14 protein-coding genes and 1 pseudogene are annotated in these 16,968 nt (G+C 35.3%); 3 read left to right on the forward strand and 12 right to left on the reverse strand.

Going from position 1 to position 16,968, the window contains the following annotated elements; translation table 11 throughout:
- Positions 1 to 78 precede the first annotated feature (78 nt).
- The 3 genes from K5S59_RS00110 to K5S59_RS00120 all read right to left on the reverse strand — a co-directional run bounded on the left by K5S59_RS00110 (position 79) and on the right by K5S59_RS00120 (position 2,808).
- Positions 79 to 591: a GNAT family N-acetyltransferase gene (locus tag K5S59_RS00110; protein ID WP_000771314.1), complete on the reverse strand. Its 513-nt coding sequence runs from the start codon at positions 589 to 591 to the stop codon at positions 79 to 81.
- Positions 592 to 668: 77 nt separating this feature from the next.
- On the reverse strand, positions 669 to 1,586 hold the full coding sequence (gene cysK / locus K5S59_RS00115; protein WP_000762287.1) for a cysteine synthase A: 918 nt from the start codon (positions 1,584 to 1,586) through the stop codon (positions 669 to 671).
- A gap of 10 nt (positions 1,587 to 1,596) precedes the next feature.
- Complete coding sequence (locus K5S59_RS00120; protein ID WP_001149402.1) at positions 1,597 to 2,808, reverse strand: MFS transporter; 1,212 nt, start codon at positions 2,806 to 2,808, stop codon at positions 1,597 to 1,599.
- A gap of 222 nt (positions 2,809 to 3,030) precedes the next feature.
- Here K5S59_RS00120 and K5S59_RS00125 point away from each other — a divergent pair, with 222 nt between their 5' ends.
- Positions 3,031 to 4,671 (forward strand): peptide ABC transporter substrate-binding protein, encoded by a 1,641-nt coding sequence (locus K5S59_RS00125; RefSeq protein WP_000730651.1) that lies wholly within the window; start codon positions 3,031 to 3,033, stop codon positions 4,669 to 4,671.
- A gap of 40 nt (positions 4,672 to 4,711) precedes the next feature.
- Here the strand turns inward: K5S59_RS00125 and hflX are convergent, their stop codons facing one another.
- Together hflX and K5S59_RS00135 are read right to left on the reverse strand one after the other, a co-directional pair.
- The gene (gene hflX / locus K5S59_RS00130; RefSeq protein ID WP_000391882.1) at positions 4,712 to 5,971 is read right to left on the reverse strand and encodes a GTPase HflX; all 1,260 of its coding nucleotides are present in this window, start codon (positions 5,969 to 5,971) and stop codon (positions 4,712 to 4,714) included.
- Positions 5,972 to 6,455: 484 nt separating this feature from the next.
- Positions 6,456 to 7,010: a hypothetical protein gene (locus tag K5S59_RS00135; RefSeq protein WP_000822214.1), complete on the reverse strand. Its 555-nt coding sequence runs from the start codon at positions 7,008 to 7,010 to the stop codon at positions 6,456 to 6,458.
- A 180-nt stretch (positions 7,011 to 7,190) separates the two neighbouring features.
- Between K5S59_RS00135 and K5S59_RS00140 the strand changes: the two genes are divergently transcribed.
- Positions 7,191 to 8,174 carry a ketoacyl-ACP synthase III gene (locus K5S59_RS00140; protein WP_000555743.1) on the forward strand — a complete coding sequence of 328 codons (984 nt, stop codon included), beginning with the start codon at positions 7,191 to 7,193 and terminating at the stop codon, positions 8,172 to 8,174.
- An 88-nt stretch (positions 8,175 to 8,262) separates the two neighbouring features.
- Here the strand turns inward: K5S59_RS00140 and K5S59_RS00145 are convergent, their stop codons facing one another.
- The gene (locus tag K5S59_RS00145) at positions 8,263 to 9,531 is read right to left on the reverse strand and encodes an MFS transporter (RefSeq protein ID WP_000883333.1); all 1,269 of its coding nucleotides are present in this window, start codon (positions 9,529 to 9,531) and stop codon (positions 8,263 to 8,265) included.
- A gap of 251 nt (positions 9,532 to 9,782) precedes the next feature.
- On the opposite strand from K5S59_RS00145, the pseudogene K5S59_RS00150 reads away from it, so the two are divergent.
- Positions 9,783 to 10,637: pseudogene (locus K5S59_RS00150) on the forward strand (leucine-rich repeat protein); the annotation flags it as partial.
- A gap of 68 nt (positions 10,638 to 10,705) precedes the next feature.
- Here the strand turns inward: K5S59_RS00150 and K5S59_RS00155 are convergent.
- From K5S59_RS00155 to K5S59_RS00180, 6 genes are all read right to left on the reverse strand, one after another.
- Positions 10,706 to 11,518, reverse strand: a complete 813-nt coding sequence (locus K5S59_RS00155; RefSeq protein ID WP_000427331.1) for a polyphosphate kinase 2 family protein — start codon at positions 11,516 to 11,518, stop codon at positions 10,706 to 10,708.
- 277 nt (positions 11,519 to 11,795) lie between these two features.
- A complete protein-coding gene (locus K5S59_RS00160) occupies positions 11,796 to 12,737 on the reverse strand; it encodes an ROK family protein (RefSeq protein WP_000521668.1) in 942 nt (313 codons plus the stop codon).
- 19 nt (positions 12,738 to 12,756) lie between these two features.
- Complete coding sequence (gene pfkB, locus K5S59_RS00165) at positions 12,757 to 13,680, reverse strand: 1-phosphofructokinase (RefSeq protein ID WP_000562122.1); 924 nt, start codon at positions 13,678 to 13,680, stop codon at positions 12,757 to 12,759.
- 12 nt (positions 13,681 to 13,692) lie between these two features.
- Entirely contained in the window at positions 13,693 to 14,538 is an 846-nt protein-coding gene (locus K5S59_RS00170; protein WP_000961386.1) for a tagatose-bisphosphate aldolase subunit GatY, read from the reverse strand.
- Between the two features lie 4 nt (positions 14,539 to 14,542).
- Positions 14,543 to 15,706: an N-acetylglucosamine-6-phosphate deacetylase gene (gene nagA, locus K5S59_RS00175; RefSeq protein WP_001110426.1), complete on the reverse strand. Its 1,164-nt coding sequence runs from the start codon at positions 15,704 to 15,706 to the stop codon at positions 14,543 to 14,545.
- Between the two features lie 6 nt (positions 15,707 to 15,712).
- Positions 15,713 to 16,900, reverse strand: coding sequence for an SIS domain-containing protein (locus K5S59_RS00180; RefSeq protein ID WP_000924259.1), 1,188 nt, complete (start codon positions 16,898 to 16,900; stop codon positions 15,713 to 15,715).
- Between the last annotated feature and the right edge of the window lie 68 nt (positions 16,901 to 16,968).

The following is a 16,968-nucleotide window of genomic DNA, read 5'->3' on the forward strand; positions in this document are numbered from 1 at the left end:
AATTGCAGTACACCTTTACTTTTTCATTTATCTATTTCGATATTGCGCATTGTATTCCCTTTTCAAAGTTCCACTAAATCATATTTCTACCCAATAACGCTGAACAATTTCACCAGTATGAAAAGAAACTACTTCATTTTCTATCACACCACCAACCTTTTGAATCGTTTTAGCCGAAGCAATATTAGCTTTATCACAAGTTATTAACACTTTCTGCAATCCTAATTTTTGTGTTTCATATAATGCGAGTTTCAATTGTTTTGTCGCGTAACCTTGGCGACGTTTATTCGGATGAACACTATATCCAATATGACCACTTTCCCTCAATAATTCTTGGTTTAATCGTTTTCTAATATTCACAAAACCTATAAGTTCTCCTTGTTCAACACTTAAAAATTGACTAGAAGGTACTCGATTACCTTGTAAGTTTTCTCCCAGTTCCTGTTTACTCACTTTTTCAAACCATTTATCAAGTGAATCAAAATTTTGTAAAGAACTACTGCCATGTGGTTGTTCATCTGCATGTAAAAATGCCTCTCGATACTCCATAATTTGTTCGCTAAATTCATATGTCGGTTTTAATAGTTTCATTGTGTTTCTCCTCTCTTAATAACCTATAACAAACCCCTTAATAGCACTATTTTACCATTAAGGGGTTTCTATCATTTTCATTCAAATAATCCCATACTCAAATACCGTTCTCCCGTATCAGGTGCAATACATAAAACTTTTTTACCAGCGCCTAATCGTTTTGCTATCATGATCGCTGCGTAAACAGATGCTCCAGACGATGGCCCAACTAATAATCCTTCTTGTCTAGCTAAGTTTCTCATTGTCGTTAAAGCCTCTTCATCTGCAATTTGAATAATTTCGTTATACACTTCTGTATTTAAGTTTTTCGGGATAAACCCTGGACTTGTTCCTACTAGTTTATGAGGACCTGGAACACCGCCTGATAAAACGGGAGATCCTTTCGGTTCTACTACTGCAATATATAAGTTTGGTAGTTTCTCTTTTAACGTTTCCCCAGTCCCTGTAATCGTCCCACCAGTTCCAGCTGTTGCTACAAATGCATCCAGCTTACCATCCATTTGTTCATAAATTTCAAGTGCAGTCGTATAACGATGAATATTTGGGTTTGCTGGATTTTCAAATTGTTGCGGAATAAAACTATTTGGGATTTGCTTTTGCAGTTCTAACGCCTTCGCAATTGCTCCTGGCATTCTTTGTTCTGCTGGTGTTAAAACTACTTCTGCACCATATGCTTTCAATAAATTTATACGCTCTTTTGACATATTATCTGGCATAATTAAAATCGCTTTATATCCTTTAGCAGCTGCATTCATCGCTAAACCAATTCCTGTATTACCACTTGTTGGCTCAATAATTGTATCACCTGGTTTGATAAGACCATTCTCTTCTGCAACGTGCAATAAATTATAGGCAGCACGGTCTTTCACACTGCGTGACGGATTAAACATTTCTAGTTTCACATACACATCCGCTGCGCCTTCTGGTATAAATTTAGATAATCGGACAACAGGTGTATCTCCTATTAATTCTGTAACATTTTCACATAATTTCATAGTGCATCCCCTATTCTATCGTTTTCTTATCACTTGGTAATAACCAAGAAGTAAGTCCAATTAATGGTAGACAACTGCATAGTAACATAATGAATTGTAGACTATATATGTCAGCTAATTTCCCAAGGACTACAGAACCTAAAGCGCCGAGTCCAAACGCAAGCCCTACAATTAATCCAGATACCATCCCTACTTTTCCAGGAACAAGCTCTTGCGCATAAACAACAATTACACTAAAACTACTTGAACTAATAAAACCGATACATATAAATAGCGGTACGACCCACACGAGCGAAACGTGAGGTAATAACAGGGCAAGTGGCGCCGAACCTAGCATTGAAAATACAATAATTGTTTTCTTTCCAAATCGATCTGCTAATGGACCACCGAAGAAAGTTCCTAATACACCAGCAATCATAAATGCAAATACGAAATACTGAGCATTTTTTATAGATAAACCATAATGCTCAATTAAGTAAAATTGATAAAAATTCCCGATACCAGCACCGTACCAAGAGCGTACAAAAGTAAGAAAAACAAGAAGTAAAATAACAAATTTAATATGTGTACTTACAATTGCATTTTCCGCCTCAAGCGCAGCCCTCTTTTTTCTTCTCACAGCACCAGTAGCTAATTCATTCCTATACCAATTTGATACGAAAATTAATAATACAATCCCTACCGCTGCAAATGCGGTAAAACCTAAAGAGCCAATTTGGCCGAGCGGAACAAAAATTAAAGCTGTAAAAATAGGAGCTAGGGAATTCCCTGTATTTCCTCCCACTTGATAAATCGCTTGCGCTAAACCTCGTTTTGCACCGGCTGCCATATAAGCAACTCGAGCACCTTCTGGATGAAAGACTGCGGAACCTAATCCGATAAATAAAACAGAAATAATAACAATAATAAAATTCGGTGCAAATGCAAGTCCGATCATCCCAAGCATACTCGAGAACATACCGAGGGGTAATAAAAATGGTGATGGCTTCTTATCCGAATACATACCAAAAACCGGTTGCATAATCGATGATGTCATATTTAACGCAAACGCAATCCACCCTACTTGCATATAGGATAAATTCATCGTTTTTTCCAAAATAGGAAACAACGCGGGCACAACTGCTTGCATCGAATCATTTAAAAAATGACCGAAACTAATCGCAAATAATATTCGATATATTGTCGGTGTTTCTACTGTGTTTTTTTTCGAAACTGCCTGCATATATGAATCTCTCCTTCCTGTACAAAATATATATTTATTACAGTAGGTGTAATAAATTCTGACTTTTGAAACATTTCTATTCTATACTGGTTTCATTTCTTTTTCCAGAAATATCACTTCTTACATAATATATTTTTTCTATACGTTTTATCGGATTTATTTATAGAAATTTTCTATATTTTCTTTTATACTAAGGCAGAGATGAAGGAAAGGATGACAACTATGAAGAAAAAAACAAAAGGGATCGTTGCACTCTCAATCACATTATCTATGTTTTTAACAGCATGTGGTCAAAAACAAGAGGCAACAACTACCGGGGAAAAGAAAAAAGAATCTTCAAAACAAGTATTAAATATTGTAGAAGCTGGGGAAATTTCTACACTTGATTCGTCTATCGCAACCGATGGGTTTTCTTACGCTGCATTAAACAACGTAATGGAAGGATTATATATGCCTGGTCCTGACAATAAACCTGTTCCTGCAGCAGCTGAATCATACAAACTGAGCGAAGACGGAAAAACATATACATTTACATTACACGATTCAAAATGGTCAAATGGTGATCCAGTAACTGCTCATGATTTTGAATATGCATGGAAACGTGCCGTAAATCCAGAAACTGTTTCTGAATACGCACATATTATGTTCGATATTAAAAACGCTGAAAAAATAAATAAAAAAGAATTACCAATTGACTCATTTGGTGTAAAAGCAATTGACGATAAAACGTTAGAAGTACAGTTAGAACACCCTGTTCCATACTTTTTAGGATTAATGGGATTTGCAACATTTTATCCTCAAAACAAAAAGGTTGTAGAAGCGCAAGGTAAAAATTACGGGCTTGAAGCTGCAAATGTAGTTTATAACGGGCCGTTCCAATTAAGTGAATGGAAACATGATACAAGTTATAAAATGACAAAAAATCCGAACTACTGGGATAATAAAAATGTGAAGCTAAATGAAATCAATGTAAATATCGTAAAAGATACTTCAACAGCCGTTAATTTATTTGAAAGTAAACAAGTGGACCGAATTACGATTAATTCAGAGTTTGTTGATAAATATCAAAAAGATCCGAGCTTAAAGAAAATGGAACGTCCTTCTATGACATTTTTCCGATTTAGCCAAAAAAATCCTTTATTAGCAAACCAAAACGCTCGAAAAGCTATTTCGCTTGCTTTTGATAAACAAGGAATCGCAACAACAATTTTAAATAATGGTTCTATACCTGCGAATGCATTCGTTCCGAAAGGATTTGTAAAAGGACCTGATAATAAAGATTTTCGCAGTACAAGTAATGTAAAAGTAGAAACAAATGTGAAAGAAGCTAAAACACTATGGGAAACTGCGAAAAAAGAAACAAATTTACAAAACGCTTCTCTTTCCATCATAACAACTGATGAATCTAACGATAAAAAAATTAGCGAGTTTTTAAAGGGTGAACTAGAGAAAAACTTACCAGGATTAAAAATCACATTACAGCCCCTTCCAGTAAAAGCATTTTTAGATCGTGAAGGAAATGGTGACTATGACATTTCACTTTCTACATGGGGGCCAGATTATCCTGATCCTACAACATTCTTAAATATGTTTGTCACTGACGGACCGTTCAATAAAATGAGTTATTCAAACAAACAATACGATGAATTAATTGAGAAAACGAGCTCTACTTTAGTAACTGACTTACCAGCACGTTGGAAAGCGTTCCAAGATGCTGAGAAAATCTTACTTGAAGATGATGCGGCTATCGCTCCAATCTTCCAATCAGGACTTGTATATTTAGAACGTCCAACAGTAAAAGGTGTTGTTGTTCGTCCATTTGCAGGAATTTATTCTTATAAGTGGGCCTCTATTACAGAATAAGAAAAGGCGATCCTAAAACATATTAGGATCGCCTTTTTTATTAAATTGCAAAACGCTTATACTTTTCGTAATCGCTCGTCTTACATTCTACTTCTAGTTTCGTACCTTCGTTTTCATAACTCGTAGATAAAACGTGCGCATGATTATTGAAATAAGAAACTACCTGTCCTTGATCATAAGGAATTAACATTTCACACTTCGTATACTCTTTATAGATATGTGAGCGAATCATTTTTACAAGTTCTTCAATTCCAACGTGTTTCTTCGCTGATAAATAAACACGGTCTTCTTGTACTTTCGGAATTTCAACATCTACCATATCTGATTTGTTATAAGCATAGATTGTTGGGATATTTTCTACTCCAATTTTCTTTAACGTTTCATTTGTAATATCAATTAACTGTTCGTAGTTTGGATTTGCGTAATCTACAACGTGAATAAGTAGGTCCGCTTCCGCTACTTCTTCTAACGTTGAACGGAATGCTTTCACAAGGTGATGCGGTAATTTGCTTACAAATCCAACTGTATCCGTTAATAAAAATGATTTGTTATCTGGTAAATCAATATTTCGCACAGATGTTTCTAGCGTCGCAAATAACATATCTTTTTCAAATACTTGTTTTTCTTCTGTACCATTGTAAATTTCAAGCATCGCATTCATCGTCGTTGATTTTCCTGCGTTCGTATAACCGACTAATGCTACAACAGGTACTTCATTTTTCTTACGTTGCTTTCGCTGCGTTTGACGCTGCGCAACAAGAGCTTCTAGGTCTTTATTTAAAACTGAAATCTGTTCTTCAATTTTACGACGATCTAACTCTAATTTCTTCTCACCGACACCTTTATTTTTCGTACCAACTCCGCCGCTCTGTCTTCCTAACGATTCACGAAGCCCGATTAAACGAGGCATCATATACTGAAGATGCGCTACCTCAACTTGCAACTGCGCTTCTTTCGTTTTCGCACGTTGCGCAAAAATATCTAAAATTAATATGGTACGGTCAATTACTTTACAATCTAAATCCGCTTCTAAATTTCGAATTTGTGAAGGAGACAATTCGTCATTAAAGATTACCATATTCGCATCTACTTCATTTACGTAGGCTGCTACTTCTTCAATCTTTCCTTTTCCAATATAATGTGATGGATTTACTCGTTGTAAATTTTGCGTCACTTGCCCAATTACCTCTACATCACAAGCTTCTGCAAGGTTTGTTAGCTCTTCCATTGAATATGCAAAATCATCTTCATTACCTAAATTTACTCCAACTAAAACTGCTCTTTGTAATAATTCTTCCATATATTTATTCCTCCATTTCGATTACGTAAAATAAAAAACACAGGTTACTGCCTGTGTTTTCGTAAACGGATAAGGGTTCACCAAAGAAATAGAAGAAAGTTATACTTTCATCCTATCTCATAGTCAAAAAGTCCCATGATCATATAACGCATCCACAATAAGTGTTCACCTATACGATCTCATTCTATTTATAAAGGCAAAACAAAAAGAGGGCGTATTCGTCCCTCCCTCTTTTTCACATATAAGCTTAATAAAGGGTTCCTTTAAAATAGGCAGACCAATCCCGTTCACTCTGTACACAGACAGAGCCTTTGAGCGCTATTCAATTATTGGCACAAAGTATTGAGACGTAATCTGATTAAGATCAAAGGAAGCCCCTCCGTTCATTTTAAGTTACATAAAGTGTAGCATAAGTAATTCGCTTTCACAAGATGAAACCACCTATAGAAACAGAAAGAAATTCTCTATACTTTTACTTTAATCGTCATTTTTTGCGCATTCTTCTTACATTAAAAATCACAAGAGCTACAATCAGTAACATGCCTATAGAAATGGTAACAACTTTCCACCAACTGAAACCACTGACCATCTTCCCTTTTAAATCGACTTTCTTCGTCGGAACAGATTCTTTTGCAATTTGACTTAAAGCCACTTCGTCCGCCCCTGCCTCATCTAGCTTTTTCGTACCACTGCAACTATGTGTGAATAATTGTTTCTCTTCCCCTCTTTGAGAAGAAAACACTAAGTACTCTTCTCCCTCTACAAAGTGAAACACACAATCACCACCATTTGTATATACAATAATTTGCGAAGATGTTGTCCCTTTCCAAATGCCCTTCACTTCAAATAATACTTCAATTCCAACACTTTCTTCCCTTCCAACCTCAATTACCTTCCCCTCAAACACTACATCGTGTTTTTGAAAGGCATCTTCTGCTGATACATTAATACAATCACAAGCATAAGATTTCTCTGAAAAAATAATAAGAATAAAGCTACAAATAATGACAACAGGAAATATATACAAAATCCTTTTCAAGGAGCTCAACTCTCTTCATTATCAATTTTAAAAACTTCTTGTATATTATTTTTACAACACTCGCCAAATTCCTTCATAATAAGTTAAGCATTATCACTTCTATACAATAAAAGTCTTTATTGACATTTTTATAACTTGATATTAGTATCAGGTTATAAAAATAAGTTAGGAGATGTTCCCATGCATTCTAAATCTCGTATTACTGCAATTGGTACTCATGTTCCAAATCAAATATTATCTAATAATGATTTAGAAAAAATAATCGATACGAATGATGAATGGATTGTACAAAGAACAGGAATGAAGGAAAGACGAATCGCGAGCGAAGGCGAATACTCCTCACACTTAGCTATTAAAGCAATTGAAAATTTATGTACAACTTTTAAAAAGAACTTAGAAGATATAGACTGTATCATCGTTGCTACCACAACCGCTGACTATGTTTTTCCTAGTGTCGCATGTCAAATACAACAACACTTTAACATACCTCATACAATAGCATTTGATTTAAATGCAACTTGCGCTGGTTTCACATATGGTCTGCACGTTGGGAATAGCTTGATTACTTCTGGATCACATAAAAAAGTACTTGTCGTAGCAACAGAGACATTATCTAAAGTTACTGATTACACCGATAGAACGACCTGTATTTTATTCGGTGATGGTGCTGGTGCTATTTTATTAGAAAGAGATGAAAACAAACCGAGCTTTATTGCTGCTCATATGGGAACAAATGGGCATGGTGGTATTCATCTATACCGAACAAACTTATCTACTACTATGAATGGCACACAACTGCAAACAAATGAAAAAATCGTGCAAAATGGGAGAGAAGTATATAAATGGGCAACACGCACGGTGCCAGCAGGTATAAAAGAACTATTACATACTGCAAATATGCAAATAGATGATATAGACTGGTTCATACCACACAGTGTTAACTTACGAATGATTGAATCTATTTGTGAGAAAACCGAAATTTCAATTCAAAAAACTTTAACGAGTGTAAAATACATGGGGAATACATCTTCAGCTTCCATTCCACTCGCTCTAGATTTAGCTAGAAAAGAAGGAAAATTAAATAATGGAGAGACACTTTTACTATACGGATTTGGTGGTGGTCTTACGCATTTAGGTCTGATTGTGGAGTGGGATTTAAACTAATCTTTCTCTTTTTATACAACTAACTACAAAAAGCTGCATTCGAAGATTGGTTATCTCCCATTGAATGCAGCTTCTTTTACCTTAATTTTCATTTACCTGTCCGAGCCCATATCACAACAGGAATCAGCATGAAAGCTACAACTCCTCCAGCTAATGATAATGCCGCATAACTTGAATTTGCCACTACCATACCTGACATCGCTCCGCCTGAAGCTCCAGCTAGCGCAATGAACACATCTATTTTACCTTGTGTTTTTGCACGTGTGGAAGGTATAGTTGCATCAACAATTTGAGCCGTACCACTTATTAAACCGAGGTTCCATCCTAATCCAAGTAAAGACAAAGCAACAATTAATAGTATTAAAGAATCACTCGGAGCTATTGCAGCTATGACACCTGCCGCTAGTAAAATTACTCCACCAGCTATACTCATCGTAGTTCTTCCAATTTTATCAATTAACATTCCCGTAACGAGAGATGGAAGATACATTGCACCTACATGAAAACCAATCACTAGTCCTACTGCACTTAATCCATGACCGTGATGCCCCATATGAACTGGCGTCATCGTCATAATTGCAACCATCACAATTTGCGTAAGTATCATTACAATTGCTCCAACAGTAATACCTCGTTTGTTTTCTGTCGCTTCTTCTGTTACTGCTTGCCCTTTATATGTATGTTCCTGTTTATATGTTTCTATCATATTTGCAATAAGTAACGGATCTGGACGAAGCATAACAAATAGAACAATACCCGCTAGTATAAATGCTGCTGCCGATAATATAAACGGACCAGCAAGTTCAGGAATTCCAATTGAATGAGCAAATCTTCCCATTACACCTACTAAATTTGGACCTGCAACTGCACCAAAAGTCGTCATTACCATCGTAATACTAATAGCAGTTGCTCTTTGCTTCTTATTCGCTAAATCCGTTCCAGCATAACGCGCTTGTAAATTCGTAGCTGTGCCCGCGCCATATATAAGTAAAGAAACTAGTAAAAGAATAATACTATTTGTTAAAGCTGCCACTACAACTCCAATAGCCCCTAGTCCACCTACTATAAAACCTCCTGCAAGCCCTATGCGGCGACCATGTTTTTGCGATAACTTCCCAACAAAGAAAGCTGCTACCGCAGATCCCATTGTAAACATAGCTGCCGGTAATCCTGCAAATGCATCTGTCCCAAGCATTTGCTGCGCAAGAAGTGCACCTACTGTAATCCCAGCAGCTAACCCTGCTCCGCCAAACATTTGTGAAATGCTTACGATTATTAACGTTCGTTTATATAATTTTTGTTGTTCTTCTTCTGAATATATATGATTACTTTTTAAAACCCCCGCCTCATCTAACAAGTTCTCATCCTCCCTTTGAAATAAAATCCCCTTGTTAATGTACTATGTTTTACATTACATATTCAACGGCATTTTCTATTCGTTCTTTTCATTCTAAAAACTTACTAACCATAGACTACTTATCTCATGCTATATTAAAAATACTACTATTTACAATATGCAAGGAGAAAACAATGAAAAAAAATCTAGAATTATGTGAGGCTTGCAAACAAAATCCAGTACATAAAATAGAAGAATCCGATGAAGCAAATCAACCACAAAACTTTTTAGTTATGAATGGTAGCGTACAAATTCATGAAAATAGACTGGATGAATACGTAGACTTCATTAATACAAACAACTTTACCGACGTTTATATTAATGATCTAAGGTATAGTTTAAATCATATTAGCTTTCTAGAACGCTGCCCGCAAATTGAAAGCTTACACATTAGTAGTACATATATTACTGATTACTCAGCTTTATATAAATTAAAAAACTTAAAATCTTTAGCACTAGAAGAACCACAAGTTCCACTAAACGTAACAGCACTAGAAAGCTATACAAATTTGGAGGAACTTCACATACAGTGGAATAATAACATTACAGGATTCGAATCTTGTCCCAACTTAAAAGAACTATACATTTGGAAATACAAACCGAAACAAAAAAACCTTGAAGAATTAATGTCTTTACAAAAACTTGAAAAACTAAGCATTACACATGGGAATATTAACTCATTAAAGGGATGTAGAGCATTCTCAAAATTAAAGCACTTAGAAATCAATTATTTAAGAAATTTAGAACATATTGATGAAATTGAAAACAACGCTTCAACTTTAACATACATCGAATTCGATCATTGCAGCAAAATGAAAAACCACGACTATTTACGTTATTTAACAGAGTTAGAAACAGTTATTCTATCAGGTTGTGGTAACATACAAAATCTACAATTCGTTAAAGAGCTACCTAAATTAAAGCTTTTAAGCTTCGTGGATTCTACGATTGTAGACGGCAATTTAGAACCTTGCGTTGGAATTGATTTCGTTGGCTTTAATAATAAAAGGCATTATAGTCATAAGTTTAATGAATTACACAAAGATCATAAATCCACTCTAGTATAAGTAAAAAAACTATCCCATAAATATACTTATGGGATAGCCCTATTCATACTGTATATACACGTCTTTTACTATTTAACTCCTGCATCTTGCACGGATTCAATTTCTTCTGTCTTTCCCTCTTTTATTTCATAATAATAAGAAGGTAATTCTATACCATGCTCTAAGAGATAACCCTCAATTAATGAAATAATTACTTTCAACGTTTTCAATCGAGCGTATAATTTATCGTTACTCGCGATAATTTGCCATTTCGCATTTGGCTTATTTGTTTTTTCAAACATGTCTTCCATCACTTCAACATACTCGTCCCATTTTTCACGGTTACGCCAATCTTCGTCTGTAATTTTCCATTTTTTCAAAGGGTTGTTCTCTCTATCTTTAAACCTCTTTAATTGTTCATCTTTACTAATATGATAGAAGAACTTCCCAATTATATAATGATCATCTGTTAATAGTTTTTCAAAATCATTAATCTCATCATACGCTCTCGTCCACTCTTCCTTTGTAGCAAAACCTTCAACACGCTCAACTAACACACGACCGTACCATGAGCGATCAAAAATAGTAATTTGCCCGTACTGAGGTAATTTCCGCCAGAAACGTTGCAAGTAATGGTACCGTTTTTCATGAGGTGCTGGTGCTCCAATTGGATTTACTTGGAACCCACGTGGATCAAGGTGTTCTGTCACTCGCTTAATCGCTCCGCCTTTTCCAGCCGCATCCCAGCCTTCCATAACGAGCATCACTGCGATTTTTTCTTCTTTTACTATTTGCTGCAATGCTAATAAGCGCCTTTGATATTTTTCAAGTTTCCTATTGTACTTAGATTTCGATTCAATTCTTTTCGTTACATCTACTTTAGCAAGATGTCCATTTTCCATAAAACAAATCCCCCTTGTTGTATGACAATGTTATTTTAACATATTTTTGGGAATTTTTTCATAATCATATTCCTTTTGACTTATACTTCAAATCGAAAACCGAAATGATAAATCACATCCGTAAATACTTTATAGTACATCATTAACGAATGTATATTCCCCTTAAATCCCAAAATAAAAACAACCATCATCTTCTACATAAACAAGATGATGGTTGTGTGAATTGAATAAAAAAGCTCTACACATGTTAACTATTCTCGATAAATATTTTCTAAGATTATATATTCATTGACTTTTCCTCACATCGATTCAACGCTACATAACAAGCTCCATATACACCAGCATCATTATGTAATGATGCTAAAACGATTTTCACCTTATTTTGATAGATGTCCATTATTTTGTCATAGAACCTTTCTTGAATTTGTTTCAAAAATGGTTCACCTTGCTCTGTAATACCTCCCCCAATAATAATTAATTCGGGGTTAAATATATAAGTAATATTTACTAAACCAGCAACAACATACTGTAGAAACTGTTCATATACATTTTTCGCCAACCGCTCTCCTCTGTACATACGTTCTATAATTTCTTCACCTGTGATTGTGCCTATCTCTAGCCCTTGAATTTTGGATGCTTCTTTATACTGACGAATCAATGCCGAAGTCGATGCATATCTCTCATAACATCCCTCTCCGCCACAACTACATTTTTCTCCATTATGAACAATTATCATATGACCAAGCTCTCCTGCTAGCCCTTTCACTCCCTGAAGCATTTTGCCATTTGTAATGATTCCACTACCAATCCCGGTTCCAAGTGTGATTAAAACAATATGTTCTTTCCCCCTCCCTGCTCCTTTCCACATTTCACCGAGGCAAGCTGAACGAACATCATTTTCAACTATCGCCACATACCCTGTCTCACTATAAATGTAATCTGCTATTTTTGTACCGCTATATCCCGAAATATTGGCAGAATACAGAACTTCCCCTTTGATATTATCGATAATCCCACACGATGATACACCTACAGAATGAATTTTATAGCTCTTTTCAAACTCATATATTACTTCACAAATACGATACAAAATTTCTTTCTTTTGATTTTGTACTGGTGTTGTTATTTTCCCTTGTTCATGTACTATTCCTTGTTCATCAATCATTGCATATTTTATAAAAGTTCCTCCAATATCAAAACAAGCAACGTACTTCCCCATATTTCTCCCCTTCCTACTTTTAGACAATTATAATTTCATTATAGAAATTCTCTACATTTTTAAGCTGTATGTAACCTGTTATTTCCTCAGCTGCGTTAGCCATTCCACACGCCACTGAAAAACGAAGTGCATCCTTTATCCCATACCCCTTTGCGAGTGCTAACGTTATTCCTGCAACCATTGCGTCACCTGAGCCAACAGCATTGATAGTTTTTATTTCTGAAATAATTGCCCTTATGCTTCCATCTTTCGTAATAAGTATCGCTCCTTCTCTTCCAAGTGATAACAAAACATACTGCACGCCCCTCTCGCAGATTTTAGTTGCTTCCGCAATCATTTCTTCCTGTGACACACGTTTTTTTTGAAGCAACTGGCAAATTTCTTGCCTGTTTGGTTTAATTAAAAATGGTTTTCCTTGTATGCCATGCAATAATGGTTCTCCACTTGTATCTAATATGAATTTTTTACCATTTTCAGCTGCCTTTTGTGCCAACTGCTGATAAAATGAATTTGGAATACCCTTAGGTAAACTTCCCGATGCAACAATAAACTCAAAATCTTTTACTATCCTTTCATATTTTTTTATAAAAAGAGCTATTTCATCCTCTGAAATAGCTGGTCCTGCTTCTAATACTTCAGTAGCTGACGCAGATTTTTTTGTGATTAACGCTATACAATTGCGAGTTTCTTCTTTAACGGAAACAAACTCATCAATAATTGATAAATCTTTCAAGTTTTTTCTTATGAACTCACCATTACTACCACCAAGTAACCCAGCTCCAGTTACTTCTTCTCCTAGCAAACGAAGTACTCTCGATACATTAATGCCTTTTCCACCCGCAGTTTTTTCATAGTCTTTCGTGCGATGTACTTTGTTTAGTTTTAATTCTCCTAATTCATATCGCATATCAACAGATGGATTCAATGTAATTGTCGCAATCATAAGAATATCTCCTTACACACGATTTAAACTTTTGCACATCTTTATTTTATCTGCAACAACCCGTTTCATCGCCATAATTGCATCTGAAAAATATTTACGCGGATCATTTTCTTCTGGATGAGAAAATAAATAATGACGTAATGCTGTTCCGAATGCAATTTTTAACTCTGTTGCGATATTCACTTTACAAATTCCTAAACGAATCGTTTCTTGCACTAAACTGTCCGATAATCCAGAGGCACCATGTAATACAAGGGGAATATCAACTTGCTTTCTAATACTTGTTAATCTTTGTAAATCTAATTTTGGTTTCCCTTTATATAGTCCATGTGCCGTTCCAATTGCAACTGCCAATGAGTCAATATTTGTACGTTCTACAAACTCTTTCGCTTGGTAAGGATCTGTATAAATTGAGTTTTCCACTACTATATCTTCTTCTATTCCTGATAATTGCCCTAACTCAGCCTCTACTGTTACTCCATTTTGTTTTGCATACGCCGAAACTTCCTGAACAATCTGAATATTTTTTTCGAATGGATGATGCGATGCATCAATCATAACAGAGCTAACTCCTAAATCGATACAATTTTTAATATCACTTATATCTTCATGATGATCCAAATGTAGACTAATTGGTATATCATATCGCTTTCTCGCTGCTTCAATCATATGCAAAAGATATTCTTTTCCCATATATTTTATCGTGCCTGGTGTAGCAGCTATAATAACAGGTGACCTAAGCTCTACTGCTGATTCAATTACCGCTTTTAAAGTTTCTAAATTATGAATATTAAAAGCTGGTACTGCATAGCCCTGTTCTTGTGCATTTCTCAGTATAAATTGATTTGAAACAAGCATACTCTCAAATCCTTTCTTTTTTCTTTTTATATTTCATTTCTCCACCAACAACTGTTCCTATAAGATTTAAATCCTCTGTTAATATAAGAAAATCAGCTCTTTTCCCTGGTGCTATACTTCCAATTTCATTATCTACTCCAATACTTTTAGCAGGAATTAACGAGCCCATATGAACACATTCCCATAACGATGCATTTGTCCATTTCTCCATATTCTTCACACCATCAATAAATCGAAGTGTACTTCCTGCTAAAGAACCTGCCTCTGTTCGGGCAATGCCGTCTTGCACTTGGACAACAAATTCTCCTAAATTATATGTGCCATCCCCTAATAAGCCCGCTCGCATACAGTCACTAACTAAACATGTTTTGTCGTATCCTTTACATTTATATAAAATATTCACTACACTTGGATGTACATGATGTCCATCTGTAATGATTTCACTATACGCGTGCTCGGTTGAAAGTACCGCTCCAACAACGCCAGGTTCACGGTGATGTAATCCTTTCATTCCATTAAACGTATGCACAAAAATCGTCGCTCCTGCTTGAATCGCACTCTGGCATATCTCATAGTTTGCATTCGTATGCCCAATTGCTACACGGACATTCTTTTTCACAGCATGACGTATACAAGCAATAGCATCTCTTCTCTCTGGTGCCATTGCAATTTTTTTAATTGTCCCTTCTGATGCAGCAATCCATTCCTCTAACATTTCAACGGTTGGATCAATAAAATATTTAGGGTTTTGTGCACCTTTATAGACCTCCGTAAAACAAGGTCCCTCAAGAAAAGATCCAATAATACTTGCCCCTTTCACTCCTCTTTTTTTTGCATGAGCTATATTTTTCAAAGCTCCCATTATATTTTCCGAAGAATCAGTTAATGTTGTAGGCAAAAAGCTCGTAACACCATTTTCCAATAACTTAATAGAGATATTGTTTAACGATTCATATGTGCTATCCATGACATCATGTCCCGCTACACCATGAATATGTGTATCAACAAATCCTGGAGAAATAATTCTACCTTCAAAATCCATTACTAACGCTCCGTCTACTATTTCTTCAACATGTTTTAGAAAGTATCCATTTACAATATGTAAATATCCACTTTCACGAACACCATCTTCTAGTAGATATATAGCTGCTTTGACGTAGTAGTTCATAAATTACTATTCCTTTCCTTTATAAGGATGTACTGTTACCCCTTGAACGATACGATTTACACTTCCACTTGGACAAGGGTTATCTGGAGTAATCCCTAATGCAATTGATTTATATAATGCTAAAATTTGTCCGTATAATATATAAATAAACGTAATATACATGTCATCTTTTAGATTTCGTCCTTCATTGCATAAAAACGTATTACAATGTCTCCTTGCTTCTTGATTATCTTGATGTGCTATAACAATAATCTCGCTCCTTTCTTTCTCTTGAAAAATCTCTTTTAATAAATCAAGATCATATTTTTTCGTATACTCATCATTAGATAAAAATAATACAACAACTGTATCCTTATCTAAAATTGATTTCGGTCCGTGCCTAAACCCAAGGGGGGTGTCAAACATAACTGGGATACGACCAGCAGTTAACTCTAGAAATTTTAAAGCAGCCTCTCGAGAAAGCCCTTCAAATACGCCTGATCCTAAAAATACAATTTTACGAAATTCCTTTTCTGCAATTCGTTGAATTTCCCGTTCTTGTTTTTTGATAACATCTTTTCCTATTCTTACAATATCCATAATGCTAGATTCTAAAAGATGGGGATGATTATAGTTACATAACATAAGTGCAGTTAACATCATAGAGGTAAAACTTCCTGTCATCGCGAACCCTTGATCATTTGCCTTCTGTGGCATATACATAACAAAAGCGTTCTCCTTATGTTGAAACTGCTTCGCTAAATTTCCTTCTTCATTACATGTTAAAATAATATGATAAACTGAATGAATAATTTGTTCTCCTAATTGCACTGCCGCTACACTTTCTGGACTATTTCCAGAGCGAGCAAAAGATACTAAAATTGTTGGGATGTCTGGCTGAAGATAGTAATAAGGACTTGAGACTATATTTGTTGTTGGAATACTTTCAATATGCATTTTCTTTAAATCTGTTATTCTTTTTATATATGGAACAATTGTGTCTCCAACAAAAGCGGATGTCCCTGCACCAGTGAAAATAACTCTCACTCGTTCATGCTTTCTTGAAATACTTGAAAAGAAACCTATAATTTCATGATGCTTGCTTTGAAAATTCAAATATACTTGCTCCCAAAGATCTGGCTGTTGTGCAATCTCTTTCGCTGTAAAACATGCTCCATATATTTCTCTTATTTCATCATTTGCATGTAATAACATTTGAGAACCCCCTTAATATTAGTTCATATCTTATCACGTCATCATTACCAGTCGAATTACAATAAGTA

Origin of the sequence: Bacillus sp. BML-BC051 (assembly GCF_019656175.1) — a bacterium.
GTDB classification, from domain to species: domain Bacteria; phylum Bacillota; class Bacilli; order Bacillales; family Bacillaceae_G; genus Bacillus_A; species Bacillus_A mobilis.